This is a genomic window from Bacillus sp. AFS023182 (assembly GCF_002560575.1).
GTDB classification, from domain to species: Bacteria; Bacillota; Bacilli; order Bacillales; family Bacillaceae_G; genus Bacillus_A; species Bacillus_A arachidis.
Genome location: NZ_NTRO01000025.1, coordinates 49,218 through 74,582 on the forward strand (window position 1 = coordinate 49,218; position 25,365 = coordinate 74,582).

Annotated in this window: 26 protein-coding genes, 3 pseudogenes and 2 riboswitches; of the genes and pseudogenes, 24 read left to right on the top strand and 5 right to left on the bottom strand. The window is 35.0% G+C overall.

Going from position 1 to position 25,365, the window contains the following annotated elements; genetic code table 11:
* Positions 1-13 precede the first annotated feature (13 nt).
* The 3 genes and pseudogenes from CN288_RS29590 (at position 14) to CN288_RS13665 (ending at position 1,653) form a co-directional block, all read left to right on the top strand.
* The gene (locus CN288_RS29590) at positions 14-139 is read left to right on the top strand and encodes a hypothetical protein (RefSeq protein ID WP_255259974.1); all 126 of its coding nucleotides are present in this window, start codon (positions 14-16) and stop codon (positions 137-139) included.
* A gap of 136 nt (positions 140-275) precedes the next feature.
* Positions 276-894 (top strand): annotated as a pseudogene (locus CN288_RS13660) (recombinase family protein).
* Between the two features lie 90 nt (positions 895-984).
* Positions 985-1,653 (top strand): serine/threonine protein kinase, encoded by a 669-nt coding sequence (locus CN288_RS13665; protein ID WP_081811051.1) that lies wholly within the window; start codon positions 985-987, stop codon positions 1,651-1,653.
* A gap of 104 nt (positions 1,654-1,757) precedes the next feature.
* Here the strand turns inward: CN288_RS13665 and CN288_RS13670 are convergent, their stop codons facing one another.
* Positions 1,758-1,967 (bottom strand): hypothetical protein, encoded by a 210-nt coding sequence (locus CN288_RS13670; RefSeq protein ID WP_098302455.1) that lies wholly within the window; start codon positions 1,965-1,967, stop codon positions 1,758-1,760.
* A gap of 393 nt (positions 1,968-2,360) precedes the next feature.
* Between CN288_RS13670 and CN288_RS13675 the strand changes: the two genes are divergently transcribed.
* From CN288_RS13675 to CN288_RS13700, 6 genes are all read left to right on the top strand, one after another.
* On the top strand, positions 2,361-2,993 hold the full coding sequence (locus CN288_RS13675; protein ID WP_098302456.1) for a type 1 glutamine amidotransferase family protein: 633 nt from the start codon (positions 2,361-2,363) through the stop codon (positions 2,991-2,993).
* A 580-nt stretch (positions 2,994-3,573) separates the two neighbouring features.
* The gene (locus CN288_RS13680; RefSeq protein ID WP_098302457.1) at positions 3,574-4,638 is read left to right on the top strand and encodes an ABC transporter permease; all 1,065 of its coding nucleotides are present in this window, start codon (positions 3,574-3,576) and stop codon (positions 4,636-4,638) included.
* Entirely contained in the window at positions 4,638-5,309 is a 672-nt protein-coding gene (locus CN288_RS13685) for an ABC transporter ATP-binding protein (RefSeq protein WP_098302458.1), read from the top strand. The genes CN288_RS13680 and CN288_RS13685 overlap by 1 nt, the downstream gene beginning before the upstream one ends.
* 132 nt (positions 5,310-5,441) lie before the next feature.
* The gene (locus CN288_RS13690) at positions 5,442-5,789 is read left to right on the top strand and encodes a DUF4260 domain-containing protein (protein WP_026592435.1); all 348 of its coding nucleotides are present in this window, start codon (positions 5,442-5,444) and stop codon (positions 5,787-5,789) included.
* 277 nt (positions 5,790-6,066) lie between these two features.
* Entirely contained in the window at positions 6,067-7,062 is a 996-nt protein-coding gene (locus CN288_RS13695) for a D-cysteine desulfhydrase (RefSeq protein WP_098302459.1), read from the top strand.
* A gap of 633 nt (positions 7,063-7,695) precedes the next feature.
* On the top strand, positions 7,696-8,328 hold the full coding sequence (locus CN288_RS13700; protein WP_098302460.1) for a hypothetical protein: 633 nt from the start codon (positions 7,696-7,698) through the stop codon (positions 8,326-8,328).
* A gap of 7 nt (positions 8,329-8,335) precedes the next feature.
* Here the strand turns inward: CN288_RS13700 and CN288_RS13705 are convergent, their stop codons facing one another.
* Complete coding sequence (locus CN288_RS13705) at positions 8,336-8,539, bottom strand: hypothetical protein (protein WP_035415132.1); 204 nt, start codon at positions 8,537-8,539, stop codon at positions 8,336-8,338.
* A gap of 200 nt (positions 8,540-8,739) precedes the next feature.
* Here CN288_RS13705 and CN288_RS13710 point away from each other — a divergent pair.
* Together CN288_RS13710 and CN288_RS13715 are read left to right on the top strand one after the other, a co-directional pair.
* Positions 8,740-9,490: pseudogene (locus tag CN288_RS13710) on the top strand (putative protein N(5)-glutamine methyltransferase).
* Positions 9,491-9,874: 384 nt separating this feature from the next.
* Complete coding sequence (locus CN288_RS13715; protein ID WP_098302461.1) at positions 9,875-10,564, top strand: hypothetical protein; 690 nt, start codon at positions 9,875-9,877, stop codon at positions 10,562-10,564.
* A 750-nt stretch (positions 10,565-11,314) separates the two neighbouring features.
* On the opposite strand, the gene CN288_RS13725 is transcribed toward CN288_RS13715, so the two are convergent.
* On the bottom strand, positions 11,315-11,707 hold the full coding sequence (locus tag CN288_RS13725) for a VOC family protein (protein ID WP_026592438.1): 393 nt from the start codon (positions 11,705-11,707) through the stop codon (positions 11,315-11,317).
* A 113-nt stretch (positions 11,708-11,820) separates the two neighbouring features.
* On the opposite strand from CN288_RS13725, the gene CN288_RS13730 reads away from it, so the two are divergent.
* The 12 genes and pseudogenes from CN288_RS13730 (at position 11,821) to CN288_RS13790 (ending at position 22,805) form a co-directional block, all read left to right on the top strand.
* Positions 11,821-14,130: an AAA domain-containing protein gene (locus CN288_RS13730; RefSeq protein ID WP_141527970.1), complete on the top strand. Its 2,310-nt coding sequence runs from the start codon at positions 11,821-11,823 to the stop codon at positions 14,128-14,130.
* Between the two features lie 86 nt (positions 14,131-14,216).
* Positions 14,217-14,321, top strand: a riboswitch (SAM riboswitch).
* Between the two features lie 92 nt (positions 14,322-14,413).
* Positions 14,414-15,616, top strand: coding sequence for a M20 family metallopeptidase (locus CN288_RS13735; protein WP_098302480.1), 1,203 nt, complete (start codon positions 14,414-14,416; stop codon positions 15,614-15,616).
* 162 nt (positions 15,617-15,778) lie between these two features.
* The gene (locus tag CN288_RS13740) at positions 15,779-16,294 is read left to right on the top strand and encodes a GNAT family N-acetyltransferase (protein ID WP_098302464.1); all 516 of its coding nucleotides are present in this window, start codon (positions 15,779-15,781) and stop codon (positions 16,292-16,294) included.
* A gap of 3 nt (positions 16,295-16,297) precedes the next feature.
* Positions 16,298-16,505: pseudogene (locus CN288_RS13745) on the top strand (YjiH family protein); the annotation flags it as partial.
* Between the two features lie 150 nt (positions 16,506-16,655).
* Positions 16,656-17,234: a GNAT family N-acetyltransferase gene (locus CN288_RS13750; protein ID WP_098302465.1), complete on the top strand. Its 579-nt coding sequence runs from the start codon at positions 16,656-16,658 to the stop codon at positions 17,232-17,234.
* Positions 17,235-17,243: 9 nt separating this feature from the next.
* Positions 17,244-17,741: a GNAT family N-acetyltransferase gene (locus CN288_RS13755; RefSeq protein ID WP_090690255.1), complete on the top strand. Its 498-nt coding sequence runs from the start codon at positions 17,244-17,246 to the stop codon at positions 17,739-17,741.
* A gap of 334 nt (positions 17,742-18,075) precedes the next feature.
* A complete protein-coding gene (locus tag CN288_RS13765) occupies positions 18,076-18,705 on the top strand; it encodes a YdcF family protein (protein ID WP_026592444.1) in 630 nt (209 codons plus the stop codon).
* Positions 18,706-18,854: 149 nt separating this feature from the next.
* Positions 18,855-18,944, top strand: a riboswitch (SAM riboswitch).
* A gap of 61 nt (positions 18,945-19,005) precedes the next feature.
* Positions 19,006-19,824 (top strand): MetQ/NlpA family ABC transporter substrate-binding protein, encoded by an 819-nt coding sequence (locus CN288_RS13770; RefSeq protein WP_098302466.1) that lies wholly within the window; start codon positions 19,006-19,008, stop codon positions 19,822-19,824.
* 13 nt (positions 19,825-19,837) lie between these two features.
* The gene (locus CN288_RS13775) at positions 19,838-20,998 is read left to right on the top strand and encodes an acyl-CoA dehydrogenase family protein (RefSeq protein WP_098302467.1); all 1,161 of its coding nucleotides are present in this window, start codon (positions 19,838-19,840) and stop codon (positions 20,996-20,998) included.
* 6 nt (positions 20,999-21,004) lie between these two features.
* Positions 21,005-21,766 (top strand): methionine ABC transporter ATP-binding protein, encoded by a 762-nt coding sequence (locus CN288_RS13780; RefSeq protein ID WP_176527673.1) that lies wholly within the window; start codon positions 21,005-21,007, stop codon positions 21,764-21,766.
* Positions 21,756-22,418, top strand: coding sequence for a methionine ABC transporter permease (locus CN288_RS13785; RefSeq protein ID WP_026592447.1), 663 nt, complete (start codon positions 21,756-21,758; stop codon positions 22,416-22,418). Before CN288_RS13780 ends, CN288_RS13785 begins: the two co-directional genes overlap by 11 nt.
* 165 nt (positions 22,419-22,583) lie before the next feature.
* Positions 22,584-22,805 (top strand): YdbC family protein, encoded by a 222-nt coding sequence (locus tag CN288_RS13790; RefSeq protein ID WP_026592448.1) that lies wholly within the window; start codon positions 22,584-22,586, stop codon positions 22,803-22,805.
* A gap of 87 nt (positions 22,806-22,892) precedes the next feature.
* Here CN288_RS13790 and CN288_RS29595 read toward each other — a convergent pair whose 3' ends face one another.
* Positions 22,893-23,237 carry a hypothetical protein gene (locus CN288_RS29595; RefSeq protein WP_081811049.1) on the bottom strand — a complete coding sequence of 115 codons (345 nt, stop codon included), beginning with the start codon at positions 23,235-23,237 and terminating at the stop codon, positions 22,893-22,895.
* Between the two features lie 6 nt (positions 23,238-23,243).
* The gene (locus tag CN288_RS13800) at positions 23,244-24,392 is read right to left on the bottom strand and encodes an SH3 domain-containing protein (protein WP_098302469.1); all 1,149 of its coding nucleotides are present in this window, start codon (positions 24,390-24,392) and stop codon (positions 23,244-23,246) included.
* Between the two features lie 274 nt (positions 24,393-24,666).
* On the opposite strand from CN288_RS13800, the gene CN288_RS13805 reads away from it, so the two are divergent.
* Complete coding sequence (locus CN288_RS13805) at positions 24,667-25,350, top strand: copper homeostasis protein CutC (protein ID WP_098302470.1); 684 nt, start codon at positions 24,667-24,669, stop codon at positions 25,348-25,350.
* Positions 25,351-25,365: the final 15 nt, after the last annotated feature.

Sequence of the window (25,365 nt, forward strand, 5' to 3'; positions counted from 1 at the left end):
GGCAGCAAGGTATTTGCTGTACGTTAAGACGATTTTTACTGTTAAATACGGACTATTTGGTGCTGGAAAGTGGATGTTTATTAGAAATTTAGCTGTCGTAACCCCTTTGCAAATAGGGAAAGTAAATTATCGTTTATAAATGTATACCTTTACAGATACATAGGAAACTATAAAAAACCACGTCTATAAATATCCGTTTCTCATTTTACAGACATCTGTTTATTCTATACACCTTTACAGACATAATTGTTATAATTATCAATGAGGTGTGGCATATGAAACATAAAAAATTTGGATATGTGCGGGTTTCGAGTAAAGATCAAAACGAAGAACTTCAAATTCAGAATATGAAGAATTTAGGGATAGAAGAACGGGATATTTTCATAGATGAAGAATCTAGAAAAATATGGAGAGAGAGAATTATCAAATGCTAAAACGTCTTGTTCGTACAGGAGATACCATTGTGTTTGATTCCTTGACAAGACTTGAAAGAAATATGAATGATATATTAGAAAAATTTAGATATTACGAAAAAATAAAGTAAATTTACAATTTATAAAGGAACCATACATTAACGTCAATTACACTGGAGAAAGTACAAATGATGTTATTCAGAGCGCAATTCAAAAAGCAACACTGACAATATTATCTGCCTTTGCAGAAAAAGAGCGCATTGATATTAAACAACGTCAAGTTGAAGGAATTGCTCTTGCCAGAAAACAAGGTAGACGTTTAGGACGTCCGCCTGTCGAAATAACAGAAGAATTTACGGATGCTTACAAGGAATGGAAATTTGGTTCAATTACAGCAGTAGGAGCCATGAAAAAGTATGGCATCAAACGTTCTTATTTTTATAAGCTTGCTAAACAGTATGAGGAAAGAATGAAAGAATAGAGAGACAAAATTTTAATTTGTTAAGATAGTAATTGAGGTAGCACCAACATTCGTTAAAATGTGGGTGGGACCCCTTTTAGCAAAACCGGAGTGGAAATGATGAGTATAAATAGTTTTGTGAGATTGATAAAGGACGAATTATTAAAAGAGGTAAGCATAAGAAGTGAGGATGAATTCGAGCCTGTAGTAGTTAAAGATATTCCTAGACTTTGGAAGTGTTTAGGGACAGGTAATTATGCCGCAGTATTTATGCACAAAGAATACAAAGATTGGGTAGTGAAAGTTTACGCGCGAGAAGGAGAAGGAATTGAAAAAGAGTCAGAAGTATACCGAAGAATCGGAAATCATCCTTCTTATTCGAAGCTTATATATAAAGGAGAAAATTTCATAGTATTGAAACGTTTAAAAGAAATTACCTTGTACGATGCTATTCATAAGGGGATTAAAATTCCTAAGCAGGTAATCCTCGATATCAATGAAGCTTTAGAGTATGCAAGGGAACAAGGATTAACTCCTTGTGATGTTCACGGGAAAAATGTGATGATGGAAAACGGAAGGGGATATGTAGTCGATGTATCTGATTTCTTAAAAACGAAAGAAGATAGTAAGTGGAGAGACCTAGAAAAGGCATATTTTACATTTTACTTGCCTTTCATTTATAAATTGCCTTTCCCTGTTAAAATACCGTATTTCATGTTAAACATTGTTAGACGTTCATATAGAAAATATAAGAAGCTTAAAAAGAAATTCAAATTGTAAAAGGACCACATACTTATCTTTAAGTTAGATAAATGAACCACTAGTAAACAAAAGGACTGTACATTTTAGATATGTCTAATATGTACGGTCCTAATTTTATAACTTCATGAAGTAATCAGTAAGATTTTCATTTTCCTTTTCACGCTTTTGTCAGTATATTTACGTTTGAACCCATCCACAAAGCTAAGCTGTTTACGACAATTTTCATCAATGCAGTATAAATCTGTTTGTAAGGCTTCATTTTCTTGAATTTCATCAATCCCGACAATTCTATTTAAAAAGGGATGATAAGTACTAGACATTTTAATTCCCATTTTAAACCCTCCTACATAAATTGAATGCTCTTTATTTTATAGTATCGAATATTTTAAGGAAGATAATGGGTTGTTTTTAAAAACATCTATTTTAAATGTTGTTTAAGGGGTACCGCACATGCCCATTAAGCTAAGATTTTGTAGTACCTCCAAAATGAAAATTTTCTTGCTCTGTAGTTAGTTTTTTGGAAAAGTTAGCTCTTTTTTTCGTTTTTGGGGTGTTTACTTTTCTTAGTTTGATGGCGATGGGGCACTTCAAAATTTTAAGTTGATGGGCATGGGGTGGGGGCAGGAAAATACGGATTTATAACGTTAAGACCTTTTTTCTGACGCTCGCTGTCAGGGGAATTTTATTATAATAGGCTATATCAATTGTGATTGGAGTGTTAATAGATGCAAACAAAAAATGTTTATCTTTATGTATTTAATACAATGTCAGATTGGGAATATGGATATTTAATTGCTGAACTAAACTCAGGAAGATATTTCAAAAAAGATGTAGCACCTTTAAAAGTAGTTTCAGTAGGAGCAAATAAAGAAATTATTACTACGATGGGAGGACTGAGCATAAAACCAGATATTTCCCTTGATGAATGTACTCTTAGGAGTAAAGATCTTTTAATTTTACCTGGAGGGAATACTTGGAGAGCAGATATTCATCAACCTATCTTGAAAAAAATTGGTGAAGCTTTAAAGTTTGGCACTATTGTTGCTGCAATTTGTGGTGCAACTGAGGCCCTCGCGAATATGGGATACTTAGATTCTAGAAAACACACAAGCAATGACTTAGAGTATATTAAAATGGTCTGTCCTAATTATAAAGGAGAAAAATTTTATGAGATGAGACCCGCGGTATCTGGTGAGAATTTGGTTACTGCATCAGGAGTAGCTCCTCTGGAATTTACAATGGAAGTACTGAAAAAATTAGATGTATTTGCACCAGATACATTACATGCATGGTATAACCTAAATAAGACTCATAAACCTGAATACTTCTTCCAGTTAATGAATTCAATAAATAGATGAGTTAAAAAAATCAACTGAGCAGTTTTATATTCGTTTAAATAATTACCATGCTTTAGACGATGTCAAAGCATGGTTTTTGCATATAACTTAAAAATATTCATGGAAGTAAACAACTCACAAAGCACTCCTAAAGTTGCTAGAAATAGAACTGGTAACTCTTAAGCGATGAACGTTTTTTTGAACATATGGGATTTGAAATTATGTATCAAGCGCCCCCTTTTTTTCAATTAGCTATGTTGTAATAGTAAATGAGGCCATTTATAGTACAAAAAGGATAGAATACAGACTTACTCTGTATCGTCTATCCTTTTCTTTTTCCTCTATATAATGTTACACATTATAATTTATTTCGTACCTGTAATAAAACAAAGGGGCCTTCTTTTTATTAAATTGTTCATGGACTATTGTTATAGAGCTGTTTCTCCTTTTTGTATCCCTCTTTAAAATACAATTGAAATGTTATAGAAAAGGTAAAGCTTTTGTTTATTTGGCACATTTTTCTGTAATCTTTTGTTCATATTCCGTTCATATTTCTTTTTTAAGATGAATACATGGAAAGAAAGAGGAAGGAGCGAGTGAAATGTTTTTAGCTCTACGTGAATTAAAACAATCAAAATTAAGATATGGATTAATTGGGCTTATAATGATTTTATTATCATTTTTAGTCCTTGTGATTTCTGGATTAGCAAATGGTTTATCCTATGATAATGCATCATCGATTCAAAATATGGATGCAACAAAATTTGTATTAGCAGATGATGCGGAAAATAAATTGCTCCGTTCACAAATTAAAAAAGAAGATGTGGATGATGTAGTAGGGCAAGTAGATGCAAACGATGCTGTACCATTTCATGTGAAAATTTCTACGTATGAAAAAAAGGATAGTTCAAAAAAGGTTGATATTGCGATTTTTGCAAGCGAACGTGACACGTTCTTGGAACCAAAGATTGTGCAAGGGAATGCATTAGGAACAGCACAAGATGAAATGGTTGCTGACGAATCAATTAAAGAAAAAGGTGTAGAGATTGGTGATACAATTATCGATCCGGTTTCTAAAAAAGAATTCAAAATCGTTGGCTTTACGAAAGATCAGATGTTTAGTCACACACCTGTTGTGTATGTGAATCAAGATGTATGGGGGAAAATTGCTCAGCCAAACCAAAAGGACTATAGTGCAATTGCACTTCGTACGGATAAAGAAGTGAAAAATGCACATGTAATTGAGAAAAAAGAAGTTCTTCAAAGTATTCCAGGATATAAAGAAGAACAAGGAACATTAACAATGATTATTGCCTTCTTGCTTGTGATCGCAGCTTTATTAATCGGTGTGTTCTTCTATGTCATTACACTACAAAAAACGCAGCAATTAGGTGTATTAAAAGCAATCGGAACAAAAAATTCGTATTTAGCAAATAGTTTAGTTGTGCAAGCGTTATTCTTATCTGTTGTGGCAATGGGGATAAGTATTGTATTGGTAGAAGGATTGCAAAAGATTTTGCCAGAAACTATGCCGTTCTTATTAACGACGGCAATGATTGGTCAATATGCGGGAATCTTTATTGTAATTAGTATTCTTGGAACGCTTATTTCCTTATATCAAGTATTAAAGGTTGATGCATTAGAAGCAATTGGAGGTGGTATGTAATGACTTCCTTATTAAAATTAGAAGAAGTAAGTAAAGTATATGGTGAGGGAAATACAGAAGTAACCGCCCTTCATCCGATTTCACTTGATGTAAAAGCTGGAGAATTTATCGGTATTGTTGGTCCCTCTGGATCAGGGAAAAGTACTTTATTATCGATCGCCGGTGCGTTATTATCACCATCAAAGGGGAATATTTACATTCGTGAACAAAATATTACTCGTTTATCAGAAAAGGAAATGACAGATATTCGTTTAAGAAAGATCGGGTTCATTTTTCAATTCGCAAATCTTGTTCCATATTTAAATGTAAAAGAACAATTACTCTATATTGCAAAATTGAAGAAAGAAGACCAGAAAGATTCTGAAAAGCGTGTGGATCATTTGCTAGCTGCATTTGGACTATCTCAAAGAAAAAAACATTACCCAAATCAATTATCTGGTGGAGAAAAACAAAGGGTTGCGATTGCTCGTGCTTTTATGAATAATCCGGATTTAATCTTAGCTGATGAACCAACTGCAAGCCTCGATTCAAAACGTGGACGTGAAGTTGTCGAAATGATGAAGTGGGAAGTGAAAGAAAGTCAAAAAGCAGCGGTTATGATTACGCATGATGAGAGAATACTTGATGTATGTGATCGTGTTTTAACATTACGTGATGGAAAGTTAGTATAGGTATGATAAGAAAAAGCGCAGGAGGAATTCTTGTGCTTTTTTTGTGTATGATAATTCGCTGCGTTTAGTTTCAGGTTTAAATGTTACAATAGTATCATTACTCTGTTAATTTTAGAGGGGGGAGGGTGAACTGTGGAGAAGAAAATCATACATATGGAAGGGCTTATTGTTTTAGTCGCAAGCATATATATGTATTCATTATGTGATTTTAGTTGGTTTATATTTTTCTTACTGCTTTTAGCGCCTGATGTTTCAATGCTAGCATATCTTATCAATAATCGTATTGGTGCGCAGATTTATAACCTATTTCATACTTACATAATATCCATATTACTTATTTTGATAGGGATATTTCTAAAATTAGATGTTCTCCTTATGATTGGTTTAATTTGGACAGCTCATATCGGGATGGATCGTCTGTTCGGATATGGTCTTAAATATCAAACGGATTTTAAAGATACTCATATCCAAAAGTTATAAAAGGAAGTAGGGGATGTATGAACTTTAAAAAATGACTGAAATGTTAGGGGAAATCATGTTTTTAAATCCTTAAAGTCGCTTTACTGCGATGAATCAAGTATACTGAAAAATGTTTCCTGAAAATAATCTATTTCGAAAAAACATTGAAGTTGTTTTTACTGCATATAGTTTCTTTAATTGAAAGTGTAAGGGTTATATTCAGTAAGCAAAGCATGTTAGGCTACGTTAATTACATGTATAAAGCTTGAATGGGGATACAGAAGGAGAATGAATGAGCATGAATTTAGCAAAATTCCCTAGAAGGAAATACACAGAATCATATACGCCAATTGAAAAATTAGATCATTTTTCTGAAGTGCTTGGTGGGCCTTCTATTTATTTTAAACGAGATGATTTACTTGGTTTAACAGCTGGCGGAAATAAAACGAGAAAATTAGAGTTCCTTGTAGCGGCTGCACAAGCGAAAGGTGCGGATACGTTAATTACATGCGGAGGTATTCAATCTAATCATTGTCGTTTAACATTAGCAGCTGCGGTAAAAGAGAAAATGAAGTGTATCCTTGTGTTAGAAGAGGGGCTTGAAGAAGATTCTAAACCGGATTTCAATGGTAACTACTTTTTATACCACTTACTAGGTGCTGAGAACGTAATTGTTGTGCCGAACGGGACGGATCTTATGGATGAGATGCAAAAAGTAGCGAAAGAGGTAACGGAAAAAGGACATACCCCTTACATCATTCCAGTTGGAGGGTCTAACCCTACCGGTGCGATGGGATACATTGCTTGTGCACAGGAAATTATGACCCAATCATTTGAACAAGGAATTGATTTCAATGCAGTTGTTTGTGTAAGTGGTAGCGGGGGCATGCATTCGGGTTTGATTACTGGATTTTATGGAAATCAAACAGGGGTACCGGTAATTGGAATTAATGTTAGTCGCGGAAAAGCTGAACAAGAAGAAAAAGTATTTAAGCTGGTGCAAGAAACTTCAGCACACGTTGGGATTTCAAATTTTATTCCGCATGAGGCAGTGACATGTTTCGATGAGTACGTTGGGCCAGGATACGCTTTACCCACACCTGAGATGGTCGAAGCTGTTCAGCTTTTAGCAAAAACAGAAGGGATTTTATTGGATCCAGTATATACAGGGAAAGCAGTAGCTGGACTGATCGATCTAATTCGAAAAGGTGCATTTAAGAAAGAAGATAACATTCTATTTGTACATTCAGGTGGTTCACCGGCGTTATATGCGAATACATCTCTTTTTGCATAAGTGTATAAAAATAAGCATTGTATGATCCAATGCTTATTTTTTATGGTAGGGATACCACCCCATAGCTATCAAGCTAAAATAAGTTAATACCCCATGTCCATCAACTTAAGAAAACAAGTTACCCCATCGCCATCAAGCTAAGAAAAACATAATACAGAAATATGTAAAATTTTCTTTGTAACACTTCAAGAAAAAGAGATATAAGGTGACCCATTCTTGGTCAATCTATCTTGGCTGAATATCAAAAAAGAACTAATCCCAAGAAGAGATTAGCTCAATATAACCACAGTTATTATAGCACATTTCATAATCAAGTTATATTGCTCAAATTTGCTGTTAGGGGTTCAGCCCATTGCCCCTCAAGCTAATATTTTGAAGTGTCCTCAAAACGAAAATTTTCTTCGTTTTGGGGAACTACAAATTTCTTAAGTTGATGGGCATACGGCTGTACCCTTATTACTGATTTAATTGTAAAAAATATTTAATTTTGAATTATCAGATAAATATTGATAGCCTATAAAACAGAAACTGATAATATATTTTGAAGTTTTGTAGGAAATGCTGGACAAGCATACAAGCACAACTATTAAAATCTTAATAGTATTTATTATAATATTGAAAAGGAGATAGAATATGGGAGACCACTATGATAAATACTGCAAGCATAACCAAAATAGATACGACGGTCACTGCAGAGGTAAGTACGATGATTACTACAATGATAAGTACTACAACAAGCATTGCAAAAATGAATGCGACGATCATTCTATTAAAATAAATGTAAATTGTTGTGATCATAAGAAAGGACCAATAGGGCCAACGGGACCATGTCAGTCTGGATTATTACACCAGTTTGTAGTAGGTACTAATGCGAATCCACTTCCTGAATTACCATTATCCCCAACATCAGCATTTTCTACCATTTCAACATTAACCATCGCTATTGATGATCCTCTAGACACAGTAAGATTTTTGGCAACAATTGAAGCAAATAATCTGGGTTCCAGTGTCGCAACTCAACGCGCACAGTTAATCACATACCGAATTAGACGAATTGCACCAGAAGCGGTGATTATTAATGTTCAAGATACGAATATTGATATTGCAACAACTACATTCACCGCGATAGATAGACCAGGTGTGGGATTTTTCACTTATGTTTTAGAAGGAAGAGTCCTTACTACAACTCTGGGTAACAATAATAATGAAATGGTTTTGGACGCGGTTTTTACAGCTGAGGAAATTGAAAATAATATTCCTTGTTAAATATATACTACAGAAAATCACAGACTGCTAACAATACTATTACAAAAATTTTATAAGTTATAAACATTATATTATAACGTTTCATACAGTCTTTCCAAATAAAGGGAGGCTGTTTTTGTGTTTTGGGTAGAAAAACAGCATTCCTTTCACCTATAACCCAAGCTAATAATAAAATAGAGCTAGTTACTAACAATGCTGTAAAAACTCCCATTAAACATTTCTCCTTAATTCCACTTATAGTTAGCAAAGATTTACAAGAATCCTTGCTAACTATAAGGTATGTTATGTAAACTTCACATGTATACGGTATACGTCCTCTTTATTAAATACAAGGCATTTGAAACAGGGGTTCTCCAATTTTTAAAGAATTATTAATAATAAACTTAAAAAGGTATCAAGAGTGGTGAATGAATGGGAAAGAAATTCGATTTTTATATAAACGCGGAAACAGAAAAATGTATAATAACCAGGCTTCGGACTGTCGGTTGTGTTTTTGCAGAAGATGAGGCACAATTGTTTATCTCAGAGGCACAAACACAGGAAATACTCGTCGACATGGTAGAACGACGAGTAGCTGGTTTTCCCCTGGAACACATCATTGGTTGGGTAGATTTCTGTGGAACCAGGCGTTTTCGTACCTCGTCGCCGTACCGAGTTTCTTGTCCAACAGGCAGCTTACCTTGCTATGCCAGGAGTTATCATAGTTGATTTATGCTTCGGCACGGGTGCGGTGGGCGCTGCACTGGCTACAGTTTTAGGTGAGGTTGAGTTGTATGCAGTCGACATAGATTCAGCCTCAGTGAGATGTGCTTGTAACAATATTAATTGGGTAAACGGTAATGTGTACGAAGGTGATCTCTACCATCCACTTCCAACTAAACTGCGTGGGTGCGTCCATATTTTGGTCGCAAACGCACCCTACGTACCTACAGAGGCAATTAAGCTGTTACCTCGAGAGGCCCGGAAATATGAGGCAAGGGCGGCAGTCGACGGTGGAGCGGAAGGACTAGATGTCCAGCGACGGATAGCTGCTGAGGCATCACTCTGGCTGGCACCCGATAGCCATCTACTTGTTGAGACTAGCCAACGACAGGCATTGCAAACTGTTGAGATATTTGCTCAAAACGGGCTAATCCCAAAAAACATTTTGAATAAAGATTGATCATTTCAATAAAACCTATTCAACAAACGTACCCATTTGTTTACCTTACATACGCGAATTACCAATAACTTCTGTTCCATATATTACAACTTGCAAACATTTTTTTTAAAGTTATACTTTTTATATCAACGAAGAAATTTGTATCACCAATCATAAAATTCGGCTATACCCTTGACTTAGGAGTTTGACAGGCTAAAATTCGGTCTGTTTTTTTTTGCTGCAACAAAGACATGTGCAATACTACTACATCTTGTGATAAAACAGATAAACATATTTTTTCATTAAAATTCTCCAATTATCTTATATTTTCATAGGGTGACTGAGTAGTTATCAGGAATATTTATATAAGCTACAAATTAGGATTGCGTTTCATAGGAGGTTTAAATGAAAAGAATATTGCCGGGAGCCATTTTATCTTATACCCAGTATGGATATTTAAAAGTACCAAAAAATATTAAAAGCCAATGTCCGAATTGCGGTAAATCAAGTGAATTCACATTGAAAGCAAATTTTTATCAAGTGAAAAAAGGCGGATTATTCGTAGAAGGGCTTTGTTCTGAATGTAAAAAACCATCAGAGTTTGTCATTATGTTTCATAATTGTTCAGATCAAATCAATGGAGTAGACATCTATATGTATAATCCTTCAGCTTCAAAAGATCCTTTACATCAACTCGAACAAAACAAAAAAATTCCTATAGACCTTCTCAGATCATATCGCTCTACTTTAAATATCAGTCAGTCAAAAGATCATTCTGCTACGGCAGTAATGTCAAAACGAGTTCTTGAAGGTGTCCTCAAACATTTCCTTGGGGAGAAAACGAATGGGCAGTCTCTTTGCCAGCAATTCGAGCAATTTCCAAAACATGTTGATTTAACGAAACCGATTCAAAATATTGGCCACCTTGTTCATCCGGACAGTCTTTTTTATGAAATGCTTGAACTAAAGCAAGAAATTGACGATGAAACCATTGTTTTATTAACAGAATTATTGGAAGTCCTGATCGAATATTTATTTGTACTGCCTGAAAAAATCGAATTAATACATGATAAGATTGAACAGAAATTGAAATAGAAATCGCACATACGACTATCCATTTGAGAGTAAGAATATTCCTTTCTTATAAAGTGAAACTTCTATTAGTGATTTTTTCATCCCCACTGACGGAAGACCAGCTAATATACGAAAAAAAGAAGGTAGCCACCTATATATGAGATGGCTATCTTCTTTTTTTGAACGAGCTTTTAAAAAGTCCATTATTATTTTAACGAAAAATATCTTTTACTACCAAGCTGACTACACCATCTTTTTTTATTAAGTTATAACCGGTGCAACTATCATCGACTACAGACACTGTATCTTCTTTACTTACACACAACAATTAACCACAAATTAAAATAAGGAAAGGGGGAAATGGATAAAATAGTTGCGATGGATATAGAATAGGACATAGGAGTAACTGTATTGGGACCAAACCAATGTACCATGGGATAAATCAAAAATATTCCTGCAGTACTTAATACACTAAAAGTTATAAATGCATAACTTTCCCAAGTGTAGATTTTTGGTTGCGCGAACATATACCTCCTTTTGCAGAGAATGTGAACGGTCTATGGTACTGTGATTTATATCTTTTAAACTTAGGGTATATAACATAATACAAATTTGTTTATTTCTTCTTTTAGTCTATTAAATTTCTAAAGTGTTAGTGAGAAGTAGGGTGTATTAAAATCGACTCGAAAAGCATTGAATGTAACGTAAAAAGTGATTCATCGTCTAGCTTTATAAGGAGCTGATGAATCACCTGCACATGAAAGTTTCACTTTATCTCTCTGTCTCAAAAAACTCGATCCACTCTCCATCAGGACCAGAGAAGAAAAAATAACGTGTTCCATCTGGTAGGGTTTCAATTTCTTCACTTAATAAAAAAGTGATCCCTAATTTTTTCAGCCTTTCCATTTCATCTTCTAATGAATCTACTTTGAAGCAAATATGATGTATTTTACCTTCTGTTGGCAGAGAAGAATTATAACCTTCAATGAATTCAACAATGGTTTCTTGGGCGCCATCTACACCTAAAAAAGCGAGTTTTAAGTTTGGATCTGGATGTCCCATACGTTTGATAAGTTTTAACCCAACCACTTCTTCATAAAATGAGATCGATGTTTCTAAGTTTGCAACCATGATTCCAACATGTTCGATTCTTCGTACCGGCATATCGATTCCTTCTTTCCGTAATTTTAATATGTATCATAATATTGAAAATTGAGAAAATAAGCAAGATAAAAACCTTACAAATTTTATGATGTTCTATGATATAGTGAGAAAGTATGTTTGGAAAGAAGGAAGGAGACAACGCAATGAACACAACTTTACAAACTCCTTCATTAACGGAAACGATGAAAGAGTGGCATCAAGCATTAGCATATGAAATTAAACATTGGAAAACGATAGGCGGTAGTAAGCTATCGATTATAAATGGTCGTTTTTTATATACAGATTATGAAAGTACAGTTTATGTATTTCAGCTTATCTCGGAAGTAAGCTTACCAGAGGGTACACCCATTCGAATTGAATTTGATGGTGAGGAAACAACAGGAGAAGTATTATCCGTACATGGATTAGAAATCGAGCTGAAATTGAATGATTATATACAAGGTGAAATAAGAGAAGCTAGTTTATACAGTGAACCATGGCAGTTGTTAGAACAACTGCAAGAGCGGTTGAAAGAAATACGAAAAGATAAACAAAAGCGTCAGCGGGTAAAGCGTCTTTTAGATGGAAAGAGTACGCCAAAGCATATAGAAAAGATGAAAAATCCGAAGAATGAACTTGCATATCGTTCTTTTTATAATAGGGCGACATATGTGTGGGGACCACCTGGAACAGGAAAGTCTTATAACTTATCACGCATTATTTCGGCGCATTATCAAAAAGGAAAGTCAGTACTTGTACTTGCTCATAGTAATGCAGCAGTGGATGTATTAATGAGTGAAGTCACAAAGCAAATAGAGAAGAAAGAAAAATGGACACCAGGAGAAATCGTCCGATATGGATTTAGTCAACATGAACATATACGTAATCATGAAACGTTGCTTGCTTCTAGATTAGTCGAAACAACGAATGGATCATGGGGAGAAGAAAAGCTTTATTTAGAGGAAATGCGCCAAGATCTTCGCCAAAAAATCTTATCGTATAAAGCAACTGCTTCTGATAAGAAGCGGATACAAGAAATTGAAGGAGATCTTAGAAAACAAAGAGCAAAAATTAAAGAAGTAGAAAGAGAATATATTGAAAATGCAAAAGTAATTGGTGCAACGCTATCTAAGTGTGCAATTGATTCTCTTATTTACGAACGAACATTTGACTTAATTGTCGTGGACGAAGTAAGTATGGCTTATGTACCACAAATTGCTTTAGCAGCTTCTCTTGGAAAAAGAATTGTCGTTTGTGGTGATTTTTTACAGTTACCACCAATTGCGATGGCAAATCATGAGCTCGTTAGAAAGTGGCTAGGGGAAGATATGTTTTATCATGCTGGCATTGTCCAATCTGTAAATAGTTATGAAACGCATCCAAATTTATTTATGCTAGAGGAACAAAGACGAATGCATGCGGATATATCTAAGTTTACAAACTCATTTATTTATAAGAATAGAGTGTTCGATCATCCTTCTGTTTCGGCAAGACAAGAATTAGCGAAATTACAGCCATTTGCAAATGAAGCGCTAGCTCTGTTTGATACAAGTTTGATGGGCGCTTATTCTTTAAAAGATGCAGCCTCTGGTTCACGTTTTAATATTATGTCCGGTTTCGTTGCGATGCAGCTGATTTTAATTGGATTATTAGATGGTGTTCAATCGATTGGAGTTGTCACGCCATATCGCGCGCAGTCCCGTTTCTTATCAACAGGTATAAGGGAGATTTTGCAAAAAACAAAGTATCGAAATACGCCTATATTAGCGGCAACAGTTCATAAATTTCAAGGGTCTGAACGAGATATGATGATATTTGATACAGTAGATAGTTATCCGCAGGAGAGACCCGGCGTATTATTTTTTGATCATAAAAATCATCGTTTAGTAAACGTTGCGATAACGAGAGCAAGAGGGAAGTTTATTCAGTTATCGGACTGTAAGTATATGCGGAAAAACCTTTCTCGAAAACAAGCGTTATCTCACTTAACTTCTCACATAGAAAGACACGGAAATGTATATGATCGTACTACTTCGCGCCCATTGCTAGAACGAAAAATTACAAAACGTTTGAGATGGTTTATGCAAATGAATTTGGAAGAACCGAAAGGATTATTAAAAGATATTCTATCGGCAAAACAAAAAATTATTATTTCGCTTCCAAGTACAAGACAGGTAGACAAAAGAGTATGGCAGGCATTAATGCGTACAGCAGCGCAGGTCACGATATATAGTGATGGACCAATTCCATTAAAAAACGTGAGAATACAAAGACAAAATAAGTCACTCCCATTTTTATTAATTGATGATGAAATCTTTTGGGCAGGAGCGCCTTTAACATCTCACATGACGTTTGAAGGAAGTCCAGAATTCCCTTATATATGTGCAAGATTACATGCACCTGAAACGATTGGCGTTTTAAAAGGGTTTTTAGATATTCGTTAAAATCAGATCGGAATTCCTTGACATTTACTCGGAATAACACTAGAATGAAAATAATTTAATATAATTTTATGAAAATAAAAACAATTTTCTTATCACGAGAGGTGGAGGGACTGGCCCTATGAAACCTCGGCAGCGGATTCAATATGAATACTGTGCCAATTCCAGCAAGTGAAAGACTTGAAAGATAAGAAAGAAGGCTATTTTGAATTTGTATTTTCAAGCCTCTTTCTATCTTTTAGAAAGAGGCTTTTTTATGTGTAAATTTAAAGGAGGAATGGGGAAAATGACAACAAAACAAGTAACGTCACACCGAAATATTATTACGGAAAGTATAGAAGGAAATAAAGAAAACTACATAAAAACAAGTCATGATATACATGCGAATCCTGAAATCGGCAATCAAGAATTCTTTGCATCCAGAACATTAAGTTTACTTTTAGGGAGTGCAGGATTTCAATTGCAGCATAATATAGCAGGACATGAAACAGGTTTTATCGCACGGAAAAGCTCAGGAAAACAAGGACCTACAATTGCTTTTTTAGCAGAGTATGATGCTTTGCCTGGATTAGGCCATGCGTGTGGTCATAATTTAATTGGTACAATTAGCGTTGCAGCAGCGATTGCATTATCGGAAACAATTGAAGAAATCGGCGGTGAAATCGTTGTATTTGGAACACCAGCAGAAGAAGGTGGTCCAAATGGAAGTGCAAAAGCAAGTTATGTGAAAGCAGGATTGTTTAACAAGATGGATGCAGCACTTATGATTCACCCTAGTGGAAAAACAGCAACAACAAGTCCGTCACTCGCAGTTGATCCACTTGATTTTCATTTCTATGGAAAATCAGCTCATGCAGCAGCGTCACCAGAAGAAGGAATTAATGCATTAGATGCGGTTATTCAACTTTACAATGGGATTAATGCACTGCGTCAACAGCTACCGTCAGATGTGAAAATTCATGGTGTCATTACTGAAGGTGGAAAGGCGCCGAATATTATTCCAGATTACGCATCAGCCCGTTTCTTTATTCGCGCAGCAACACGTAAGAGATGTGCGGAAGTAACAGAAAAAGTACGAAACATTGCGCAAGGTGCAGCACTGGCAACAGGAACAACAGTAAAAATCAATCAGTTTCAGAATGAAATTGATGAATTATTAGTGACAAAAACATTTAATGAAGTGATTGCTGAGGAATTAGAAAACCTTGGTGAAGAAGTAAATCGTAAAGAGAGACTTGGAATCGGTTCAACAGATGCGGGAAATGTGAGTCAAGTTGTACCAACGATTCATCCTTATATCAAAATTGGTCCAGAGCATTTAATTGCGCATACGAATGAATTTAGAGAAGCAGCTTGTTCGGAACTTGGCGATAAAGCCTTAGTTACATCCGCAAAAGCATTAGCGTATGCAGCATACCGATTAATTACAGAAGAAGGAACGCTTAATCAAATTAAGGAGGAGTTTAGAGGGGCGCAGCGAAATCAATAATGTGATAAGTACTCGAGAAGTGGTTTTCTAAAATTTTATTTGGATGAAAAAGGTTTGGAGAAATCTCTAAGCCTTTTTGGGTTATAAAAGGTAATAAAAAGAGAGATTACTACCCACAAATAGCAAGATAAATAGCCGAAGTATTAAAAAGGAGGAGGAAAAGTGAATCGGAATACTCTTGAAGGCTATCAAATTAGAACTGCACATAATAATGAAAGTACTCTTATTATTCATATGCTAAAAGAAATCGCTCAATGGTTAAAAGATAAAGAAATCAATCAGTGGCAGTACCTCTTAGAAGGTAGAGATGACGAAGAGATAGCACAAGCTGTAACGAACAACAACACTTACATCATTTTAAAAGAAAATGAAATGATAGGTACTTTCACAGTTTCTTCCACACAAAGTGATTGGGATCGCCATATTTTTGGTGAAGATGTTTTTTTTGATTCACTATATTTACATAGACTGGCGATTATCCCTAAGTATATGAAAAGGAGAATAGGTGAAAGGATTTTGATGTGGATTCAAGATAATATGCACACTGACAAAAAGTTCTTAAAGTTAGATTGTGTTGCAAATAATACTAAACTAAACAAATTCTATAAAAACAATGGCTTTGAGTATTTTGGCGTGGCAGATGGTCATAATAAATATCGAAAAAGGATAAAAAAATAGTTTTCATTACTTGTCGTTAGTGTGCCGCTTGTAACTAAGTTTGTGATTGCGGTTGTATCCGTATCATTTGTTTTGCTTTTTTCGACGTCTATCCCATGTATTTTATCTATGGATATACCATGAAAAATTTCAGAACTTATTAATTTTGTATATTGAAAGAACGATTTTAACATTGGTGATTAGTGGGCCAATTGCATATGTTTTACTGTAAGAGATGAAAAGACACACTTATGTTATTAAAGTGAGTCTTTTTTTCGTATTATTAGATTTTAATCGATAGAAAATGAAATTTCGAATATTTTGATATGTGTTATGTGGCAAACTATAATATAGCTAGATACATAGAAAAGGGGATGTGTTTATGGAAATAGTAAACAAAAGAGCGATGTTGCGATTAATGGATGCAAATGATGTAGAAAAATTATTTGCAATTGTGGAAGGGAATAAAGAAGTTTGGACGTATTTAATAGCTAAAATGGAAAGTTATCAAGATATGGATCGGTATGTTGAAACGGCAGTAAAACGATATGAGAAGGGAACGGATTTACCATTTGTTGTTATAGATCAAAAAACGAATGAAGTTGTAGGCAGTACACGTTTGTATAGTATTTCAAATGATAACAAAACGGTTGAACTTGGCCAAACATGGTATCATCCGAGTGTACAACGAACAAGTGTGAATACGGAATGTAAGTACATGTTATTGCAATATGCGTTTGAAGAATTACACATGCTGCGTGTGCAAATAAAAACAGACTTGCGAAATGAAAAAGCACAACGAGCGATTGAACGACTAGGCGCAGTAAAAGAAGGGATATTACGAAATGAGAGAAGATTACCAAGCGGTTATGTAAGAGATGCGGTAGTATATAGCATCATTGCAAGCGAGTGGCCAATCGTGAAAGATCGATTACTACACAAAATGGACATGTATAAATAGGAGGCAACTATGACAAATTTAGAAACAAAGAGACTCAAGATGATCCCCTTTACATTAGAACTTGTCGAGGCAATGATAAAAGGGAGAGAAGAGCTACAGGAAATCATATCGTATAAAATATCTTTAGAATGGCCAATGCCAGATTATAAAGATATTTTGCCGTGGATTGCTGAAAGTTTACGAAAAAGCCCGAAACAAAGTAAATGGAGCGGACTTATTATTCATAAGGAAGATAATGTTATTATTGGTGATATGGGTTGTAAAGGTGCTCCTGATTCAACTGGTACAGTAGAGATTGGATATAGCATTGTACCAGAATATCAAGGGAAAGGCTATGCGACTGAAATGGCAAAGTCCTTCGTTAAGTGGCTGGAGCAGAATGAAGAAGTGCAAACGATTAAGGCAGATTGTTTAACGAGTAATGTCGCGTCGAGTAGAGTGTTAGAAAAGATAGGCTTTACATGTGTACTTGAGGAACAACATATGAAATATTGGATTGTAAAGTGAAACGGAAGAGGTATATGCTCTTAAGAGAGGAAAATATACCTTTTTTTCTTACAAAATGATTACTTCTTTTATATACTTTTGTTTCATCATTCCCTTCCGTGAAAAAATTCGTTACAATGGAGTTGTATGAGGAAATTCGTACATAAATCAAACTCATATAGTATGAACCACAAATAATAGTAAATTAAAAATCCTCTATTTGAATGAAAATCCTTTATAATACGAATTGATTGTTTAGAAAAGTTCCTTCTTTTAAATAAACTCAAATTTAATGATTCGAAAAAGGTCATTTTAAATTAATAGAAGTATGGATGATGCGCGGAGGCTAGTACAAATGAAACAAAATAAGAAAAGTAAGAAAAGACGAGTTTTGCAAGTGTTCTTGCTTATGATTAGTTCTATAATTCTATTTATTAGTTATGCAGCTTACGATATTTGGAGTAATCGCTTTAAAACAGATGAGGTACCTACAGATGCTGCTGTTGTACTAGGAGCGGCTTCTTGGAATGGAAAACCGTCTCCTGTATTCCGCGAACGAATCAATCATGCAATCTCCTTGTATAAAAATGGAAGTATTAAGAAGATTATTTTTACAGGTGGTACTAAATTTGAATCAGAGCTGGAAGAAGCACGGACTGCGAAAGCGTATGCATTAAAGCATGACGTAAAGGATGAAGATATATTAATTGAAACACAGTCGCGTTTTACAGAAGATAATTTGAAGAATGCTAAGCAAGTTGGAATTGACAATGGCTTACATACTTATACAATCGTAAGCGATCCTCTTCATATGAAGCGAGCGATGAGAATAGCGAAGCATATTGGGATGGATGCATACGCATCGCCGACTCCCACATCAGCATATAAAACATTAGATACAGAAATTCCGTTCTTTTTTAAAGAATTGTGCTCTTATATTGGGTATGTTGCATCGTTACCTATACGTACTTTGAAAGGTGATTAAGAAAGTAAGAAAAAGGATAGACAAAGGTAGAATAGTTCTGCTGAGTCTGTCTTTTTTTCTATAACTTTACAAATTATAGAAAAAAATTCCGATAAAAACCTTGTATTTTTATCGGAATAGTGACACAATAAAATGCATAATCAAATATAATCTTATCGAGAGAAGTGGAGGGAACGGCCCAATGAAACTTCAGCAACATATCATGTGATAAAAAGGTGCTAATTCCGAGTAGATAAGAAGGAAAAGAAATGACAACCTTCTTATATGTAAGGTTGTTTTTTTAGTAGGAGGAGAGAAAAGATGAAGCGTTTATTTTTTACACTAGTAAGCATCGTATGCAGTTTATTTGTAATTTCTGGTTGCGCAAAATCATCTGCAGGTGACCAAAAAGAAATTCGTTTAGGGTTTACCCCAGGACCATACAGTGATCAAGTGAAAAAGGCAGTTCAACCATATTTAGAGAAAAAGGGCTATAAAATTAAAATTGTTGAGTTTAATTCACCAAACGAAACAAATCCAGCCCTAACAAATAAGGATATTGATGCAAATATATTTCAAAGTACTGCTTTTATGGAATCGTACGCAAAAGAAAATAATGCGAAAATTTCGAACGTTATTCAGGTTCCATCAGCACCTCAAGGTGTATACTCTGAAAAACATAAGTCATTAGATGGTTTGAAGGATGGAATGAAGATTGGGGTACCAAATGATCCAGTTAATTTAGAACGTGCATTACGTATTTTAGAAGAGATTGGCTGGGTGAAATTAAAAGACAATGTAAATATTTTAACAATCTCTGAAAAAGATATAACGTTTAAAAAGAAAGATTTCAAATTGGTACCGCTTGAATCACCACAAATTCCAAGAGCTATGAAAGATTTAGATTACGGTATTATTAACGGAAACCTTGTTATTTCATCTGGACATAAGTTAAAAGAAGCGCTGGAATTAGAAAAAACACCATCACAACATAGAATTATTGTTACTGTTCGCGATGAAGATAAAGAAAAACCATTTGTGAAAGATTTAATTGAAGCATATCATTCACCAGAGTTTAAAAAGATGATTCAATCTGAAGAACAATTTGAGGGGTTTGTGCTCCCTGATTACTTAAAGTAAAGGAGATCTTGATATGACATTATCATTTATAGAAACAGAAGAACAAGTTCTCGTATTGGAGAAAATAAAAGAATTCATTCCGCGATTTGCAGAAAGGGAACATCAACTGAGTGAACTCGGATCTTTTCCTTTTGAAAATATTAAAGATTTACAAAATATTGGTTATACGAAGCTAACATTACCAAAAGATGTCGGTGGAAAGGCCATTTCATTGTATGATTTTGTTTTATTTCAAGAAAAAATTGCAGAGGGAGATGGAGCAACCGCTTTATCAATTGGTTGGCACCTTGGAATTGTGAAAGAACTTGCTGAAAATCGCTCATGGCAACCTGATATGTTTTCTTGGTTTTGTGAAGAAGTAAAAAAAGGTGCTCTTTTTAACCGAGCAGCAACAGAACCGAAGACAGGGAGTCCAACAAGGGGCGGGAAACCAGAAACATTAGCTGTGAAAAAAGGTGATAAATGGGTTATAAACGGCAGAAAGACTTTTACAACGATGGCACCTGTACTTGATTATTTCATCATCTCAGCGAGTATTGAAGGACGAGAAGAGATAGGAGAATTTGTGATTCCAAGGCACGAAAAAGGTGTCTATATAGAGGAGACATGGGATAGTGTTGCGATGCGTGGAACGGCTAGCCATGATCTTGTATTACAGAATGTTGAAATCCAAAATAAATTTTTTACAGATGTAAAAGGTGCACAGGTGAAACCAAAAGGAATTGGATGGTTACTGCATATACCAGCATGTTATTTAGGGATTGCGCAGGCTGCAAGAAATTATGCGATTGATTTTGCCAAGTCATATCAACCGAATAGTTTAAATCATCCAATCAGTTTACTGCCGAATATTAGAAGATTAGTAGGTGAATTAGAGCTAGAACTTATGCAGGCACGCACGTTTTTATATCAAGTTGCAAAAAAATATGATGAGGCAGAAGATAAACAATCTTTGCAAGCCGAATTAGCAGCTGCAAAATATATTGCGACGAATGTAGCCATATCGGTTGTAGATAAAGCAATGCGAATTGTTGGAGCGAAAAGCTTATCTGAAAAAAATCCACTACACCGTTATTATTTAAATGTTCGAGCTGGTTTACACAATCCGCCAATGGATGATGTAACACTCTCGCTAATAGCAGACGATGTTTTTAAATCAAATGAAAAGGAGTGAATGAAAATGATAACGTTACGCGATATCAATAAAACGTTCCAGACGAAAGAAGGTTTATTTCATGGTGTAAAATCAGTCTCTTTACAAATTGAAGAACATGATATATTCGGAATTGCTGGATTGAGCGGTGCAGGAAAGTCTACGTTATTACGTACAATGAATTTACTAGAAAAGCCGGATTCAGGTGTGGTGATTGTAAATGGAGAAGATTTAACAAAGTTATCGAAGAAAGATTTACGAACGGCAAGACAGTCGATTGGTATGATTTTTCAACACTTTCATCTTCTTCATAATAAAAATGTATCGGATAATATTGCTTTGCCGTTAGAATTGAAGTCAGTTTCAAAAGAAGAAAAAGAAAAACGAGTGCGAGAATGCTTAGAAATTGTTGGCTTAAGCGATAAAGCATATCATTTTCCTTCACAACTAAGCGGTGGGCAAAAACAACGTGTTGCGATTGCACGTGCATTAGCAAATGATCCCAAAGTATTACTTTGTGACGAGCCGACATCGGCACTCGATCCGAAAACGACACGATCTATTTTGCAATTTTTACAAAAGATAAATAAAGAGCTAGGGGTTACAATCGTAATTGTAACGCATGAAATGAATGTCATTAAACAAATTTGTAATAAAGTAGCAGTGATGGAAGAAGGAGAAGTTGTTGAATCCTTCCATTTACGTGACCAACATCTAAAACCAACAACAGAAATCGCAAAACTTCTATTAGGTGTTGAAGGAGAGAGAGGCATTGCACATGTTCAATAATGTTATTCCACTGCTTCCAGAAATTTGGACATCGCTTTTGCAAACATTTTTAATGGTTGGACTTTCAGTTGGAGCGGCAATTATTTTAGGAATTCCTTTAGGTGTAATTTTATATTTTACTAGCAAAGGACAAATTTTGGAACAAAATATTGTCCATCGTACATTAAACGGCATCGTAAATATTATTCGCTCATTTCCATTTATCATTTTGTTAGTAGCTCTTGTACCATTTACAAGAACCTTATTAGGAACTACAATTGGTCCAATCGCTGCAACGATTCCTTTATCAGTAGCAGCCATTCCTTATTTTGCAAGACTTGTAGAGCAAGCGCTGCGCGAAGTTCCAAAAGGGGTAATTGAAGCTGCTGAGGCAATGGGAGCGTCGCCACTGCAAATTGTTTGGAAAGTACTGCTTGTTGAGGCGCGTTCAGGTCTTGTATTAAGCTTAACAGTTTTAACAGTAAGCTTTATTTCCTACTCAGCTATGGCAGGTGTTGTCGGCGGTGGTGGTGTCGGTGACTTAGCGATTCGTTTCGGTTATTATCGTTTCCAAACAGATGTTATGGTTGTTACAGTACTTATGCTTGTGATTCTCGTTCAATCTGTACAATTTATTGGAAATAGAATTGCAGCGAAACTTGATAAAAGATAATGATAAAAAGAACTTTGGTATGCACCAAAGTTCTTTTTATTGTAGGGGATGAACAATGAAAGGTGTTCAATGATCGACGTGCGGAAAATTAGCGCTATCGATATAACATATGAGAGAATGTAGGAGAGAAGATAAAGGAATATATATGTGAAAGGGGGAAAAACAGTGGCAGAAATCAAATTTGATATTAAAGAAACTTTTGGAGTTATATCACAGTCACCTAAAGGCTGGAACAAAGAACTCAATCTAATTAGCTGGAACGGCAAAGAGCCAAAGTATGATTTGCGTGATTGGGCACCGGAACATGATAAAATGGGAAAAGGTATCACATTGACAATCGAAGAGTTAAAAACATTAAAAGATATTTTAAACCGTATGGAGTTATAAAAACAAAGTGTTTTGTGCAGAAAAAACCACTTTTGAATTGTTATTTCAAGAGTGGTTTTTTTGTATGGACGTATATGTCAGAAAAGACTATACAATTTTTTCTTCTCTATCTTCTTTTTTGTGATGTTCAGGCACGTAGATATATTGTGATACAATAAGAAGAACGCTTATAAAAAATACAGGGAACATACTCGATAGAAATAGACCATCCATCATAAAATTAGTGATTAAACAAACGATAATAATGAGTGATGTAAATAGATGAGAAATGTGTTTTTTTAATCGTATTTTATATAATTCTCGCAATATTTCACAGCATACAAATAAGATGAGTATGCTTAAAAAATATATATTTGTATCATAAATAACAAAACAACAGATTAGACCGAAGAAAGCTAGATACTCAATAAGTAACGGAATATTACGTAGCATAAGATGTTACCGTACTAAGTAAGGAAGTGGATCAACGGCATTTGTTTTCTCGAAATTCCATTCCCCATTATGTAATTCAAAGTGAAGATGTTGTCCTGTTGAATGTCCAGTGCTCCCCATCTGCCCTAACTCTTGACCAACTTGAACGCGATCTCCGGCTTGTACAAATCTGTTTTTCATATGTGCATAAACAGTCGTATATAATTTTCCTTTTATGTAATGAGTGACAAATACAACATTACCATAGCTACTAGAATAGTAGGATTTGATAACTTTCCCAGCAGCTGCAGCATGGATAGAAATATCTCCAGTTGCCACAAAGTCAACACCATAATGCATTTGTCCCCATCTCACTTCAAATGGTGAGCTAACTTGTCCTTGTGTTGGAAATTTAAAAACAGCAGGTATGGAAGGTGATGTAGATTTCTCTTGCGGTTTATTTTGTAATACATAATGTTTTGCAACATACCCATATCCAGAGCCAAAACGAATTTTATACCATGTACCTACAGTATCAACGACTTGAAGTTGCGTTCCGTTTTGTAAAGAGCCAATAACAGCAGTGTTTGTCCCTGCACTGCTGCGTACTTTTAAGTTAGGTGTTGCAACGTAGTAAGCATTGTTTTGTATTGTAATCCCGTTAACGAATGAGTGTGAACGATTGGATACAAATTCTTTTTTTACGTATCCTTTTTGTCCATTGTGAGAGATGAGATACCAGTCGTGATGTGTTTCTTGGACAGAGATAAATGCTCCGTTTGGTAATACGTCAATAATGGATGATTGTATACTTGGTTTTGAACGAACATTTAAGGCGTCTGCAGTTACGATGTGTTGGGTTTGTTGTGGATGTAGCTTTTTCAAAGATAAATTGGACTTTTGGATGTAGCCAATTTTGTTTTGGGAGTTTACTTTATACCAGTTACGTGTAGTTTCGAGAATAATCACAGGTGTGTTATATGAAATACTTCCGAGGGAATCACTATTTGTTGTGCTTTCTTGATAGAGTTGAACGTTATCAAGTTTTACGTATCCGATTCCTGCGTTGCTCTTTGGTTGTACAGCTGTTGTTTGCGTATCTGCTTCAGTAGTGGATGGTAAAAGAGAAGCGGTTGCAATAGTTGTTGCTGTCAATGTTGTAGCTTTCATATTCATCGTATAATGAGCCTCCTTGTATTGTTTGTGACAAAATTTAGAAATATATTAAAAGAATAACAGAAATATAGTAATTATGGAAATAAAGAAGGAGAATTCAGTTGTTTCTCAAGTACGCAACTTTAGGTTAATGAACTTGTTTTTCTAAACTTTACAGGAGTTTGAAAAATCTTTCATTTTCTTTGCTTTTTTCAAGTTTTATATGAGAAACCTATGTTTCGGATTTATACTACGGTATAATAATGTGGAAAAAGTACGAAAAGAGGTAAGTTTCATGCTAGAGGTTATTGCAACTTGTTTAGAAGATGTGAAGCAAATTGAAAAAGCTGGTGGAAATCGAATTGAACTCATTTCAGCATACACAGAAGGTGGATTAACACCAAGTTATGCTTTTATAAAAAAAGCGGTGAAAGCTGTAAACATACCTATTCATGTTATGATTCGTCCTCATGCTAAGTCATTTATATATACAGCAGAAGAAATCAAAATGATGAAAGAAGATATTCGAGTCGCGCAAGAACTTGGTGCAGCCGGTGTTGTATTAGGTGTATTGAATGAACAAAATCAAATTGATGAAGAAAAATTAGCTGATTTATTATCTGTTGTAGATGGAATGAATGTCACATTTCATCGTGCAATAGATGAAATGGCTGATCTTGTTGGTGCAGTTCAAACATTGCGTAATTTTGAAAAGATCACTCATATTTTAACTTCTGGTGGACAAGGAGGCATAGTGGAAAATATTCCTGTACTCCATGAAATGCAAAGAGTAAGTCAAGGTGATGTACAGCTCATTGCTGGAAGTGGTGTGACAAAGGAAAATATACAACGAGTATTGAATGAAACAGGAATTTCAGAAGCGCATATTGGTACTGCAGTCCGAGAAGGTAAATCTTGTTTTGCTGAAATAAATCAAAAATCTGTACAAGATCTAGTGGGATTGACAAAATCATTATAATGCTAGAGAAGAGGG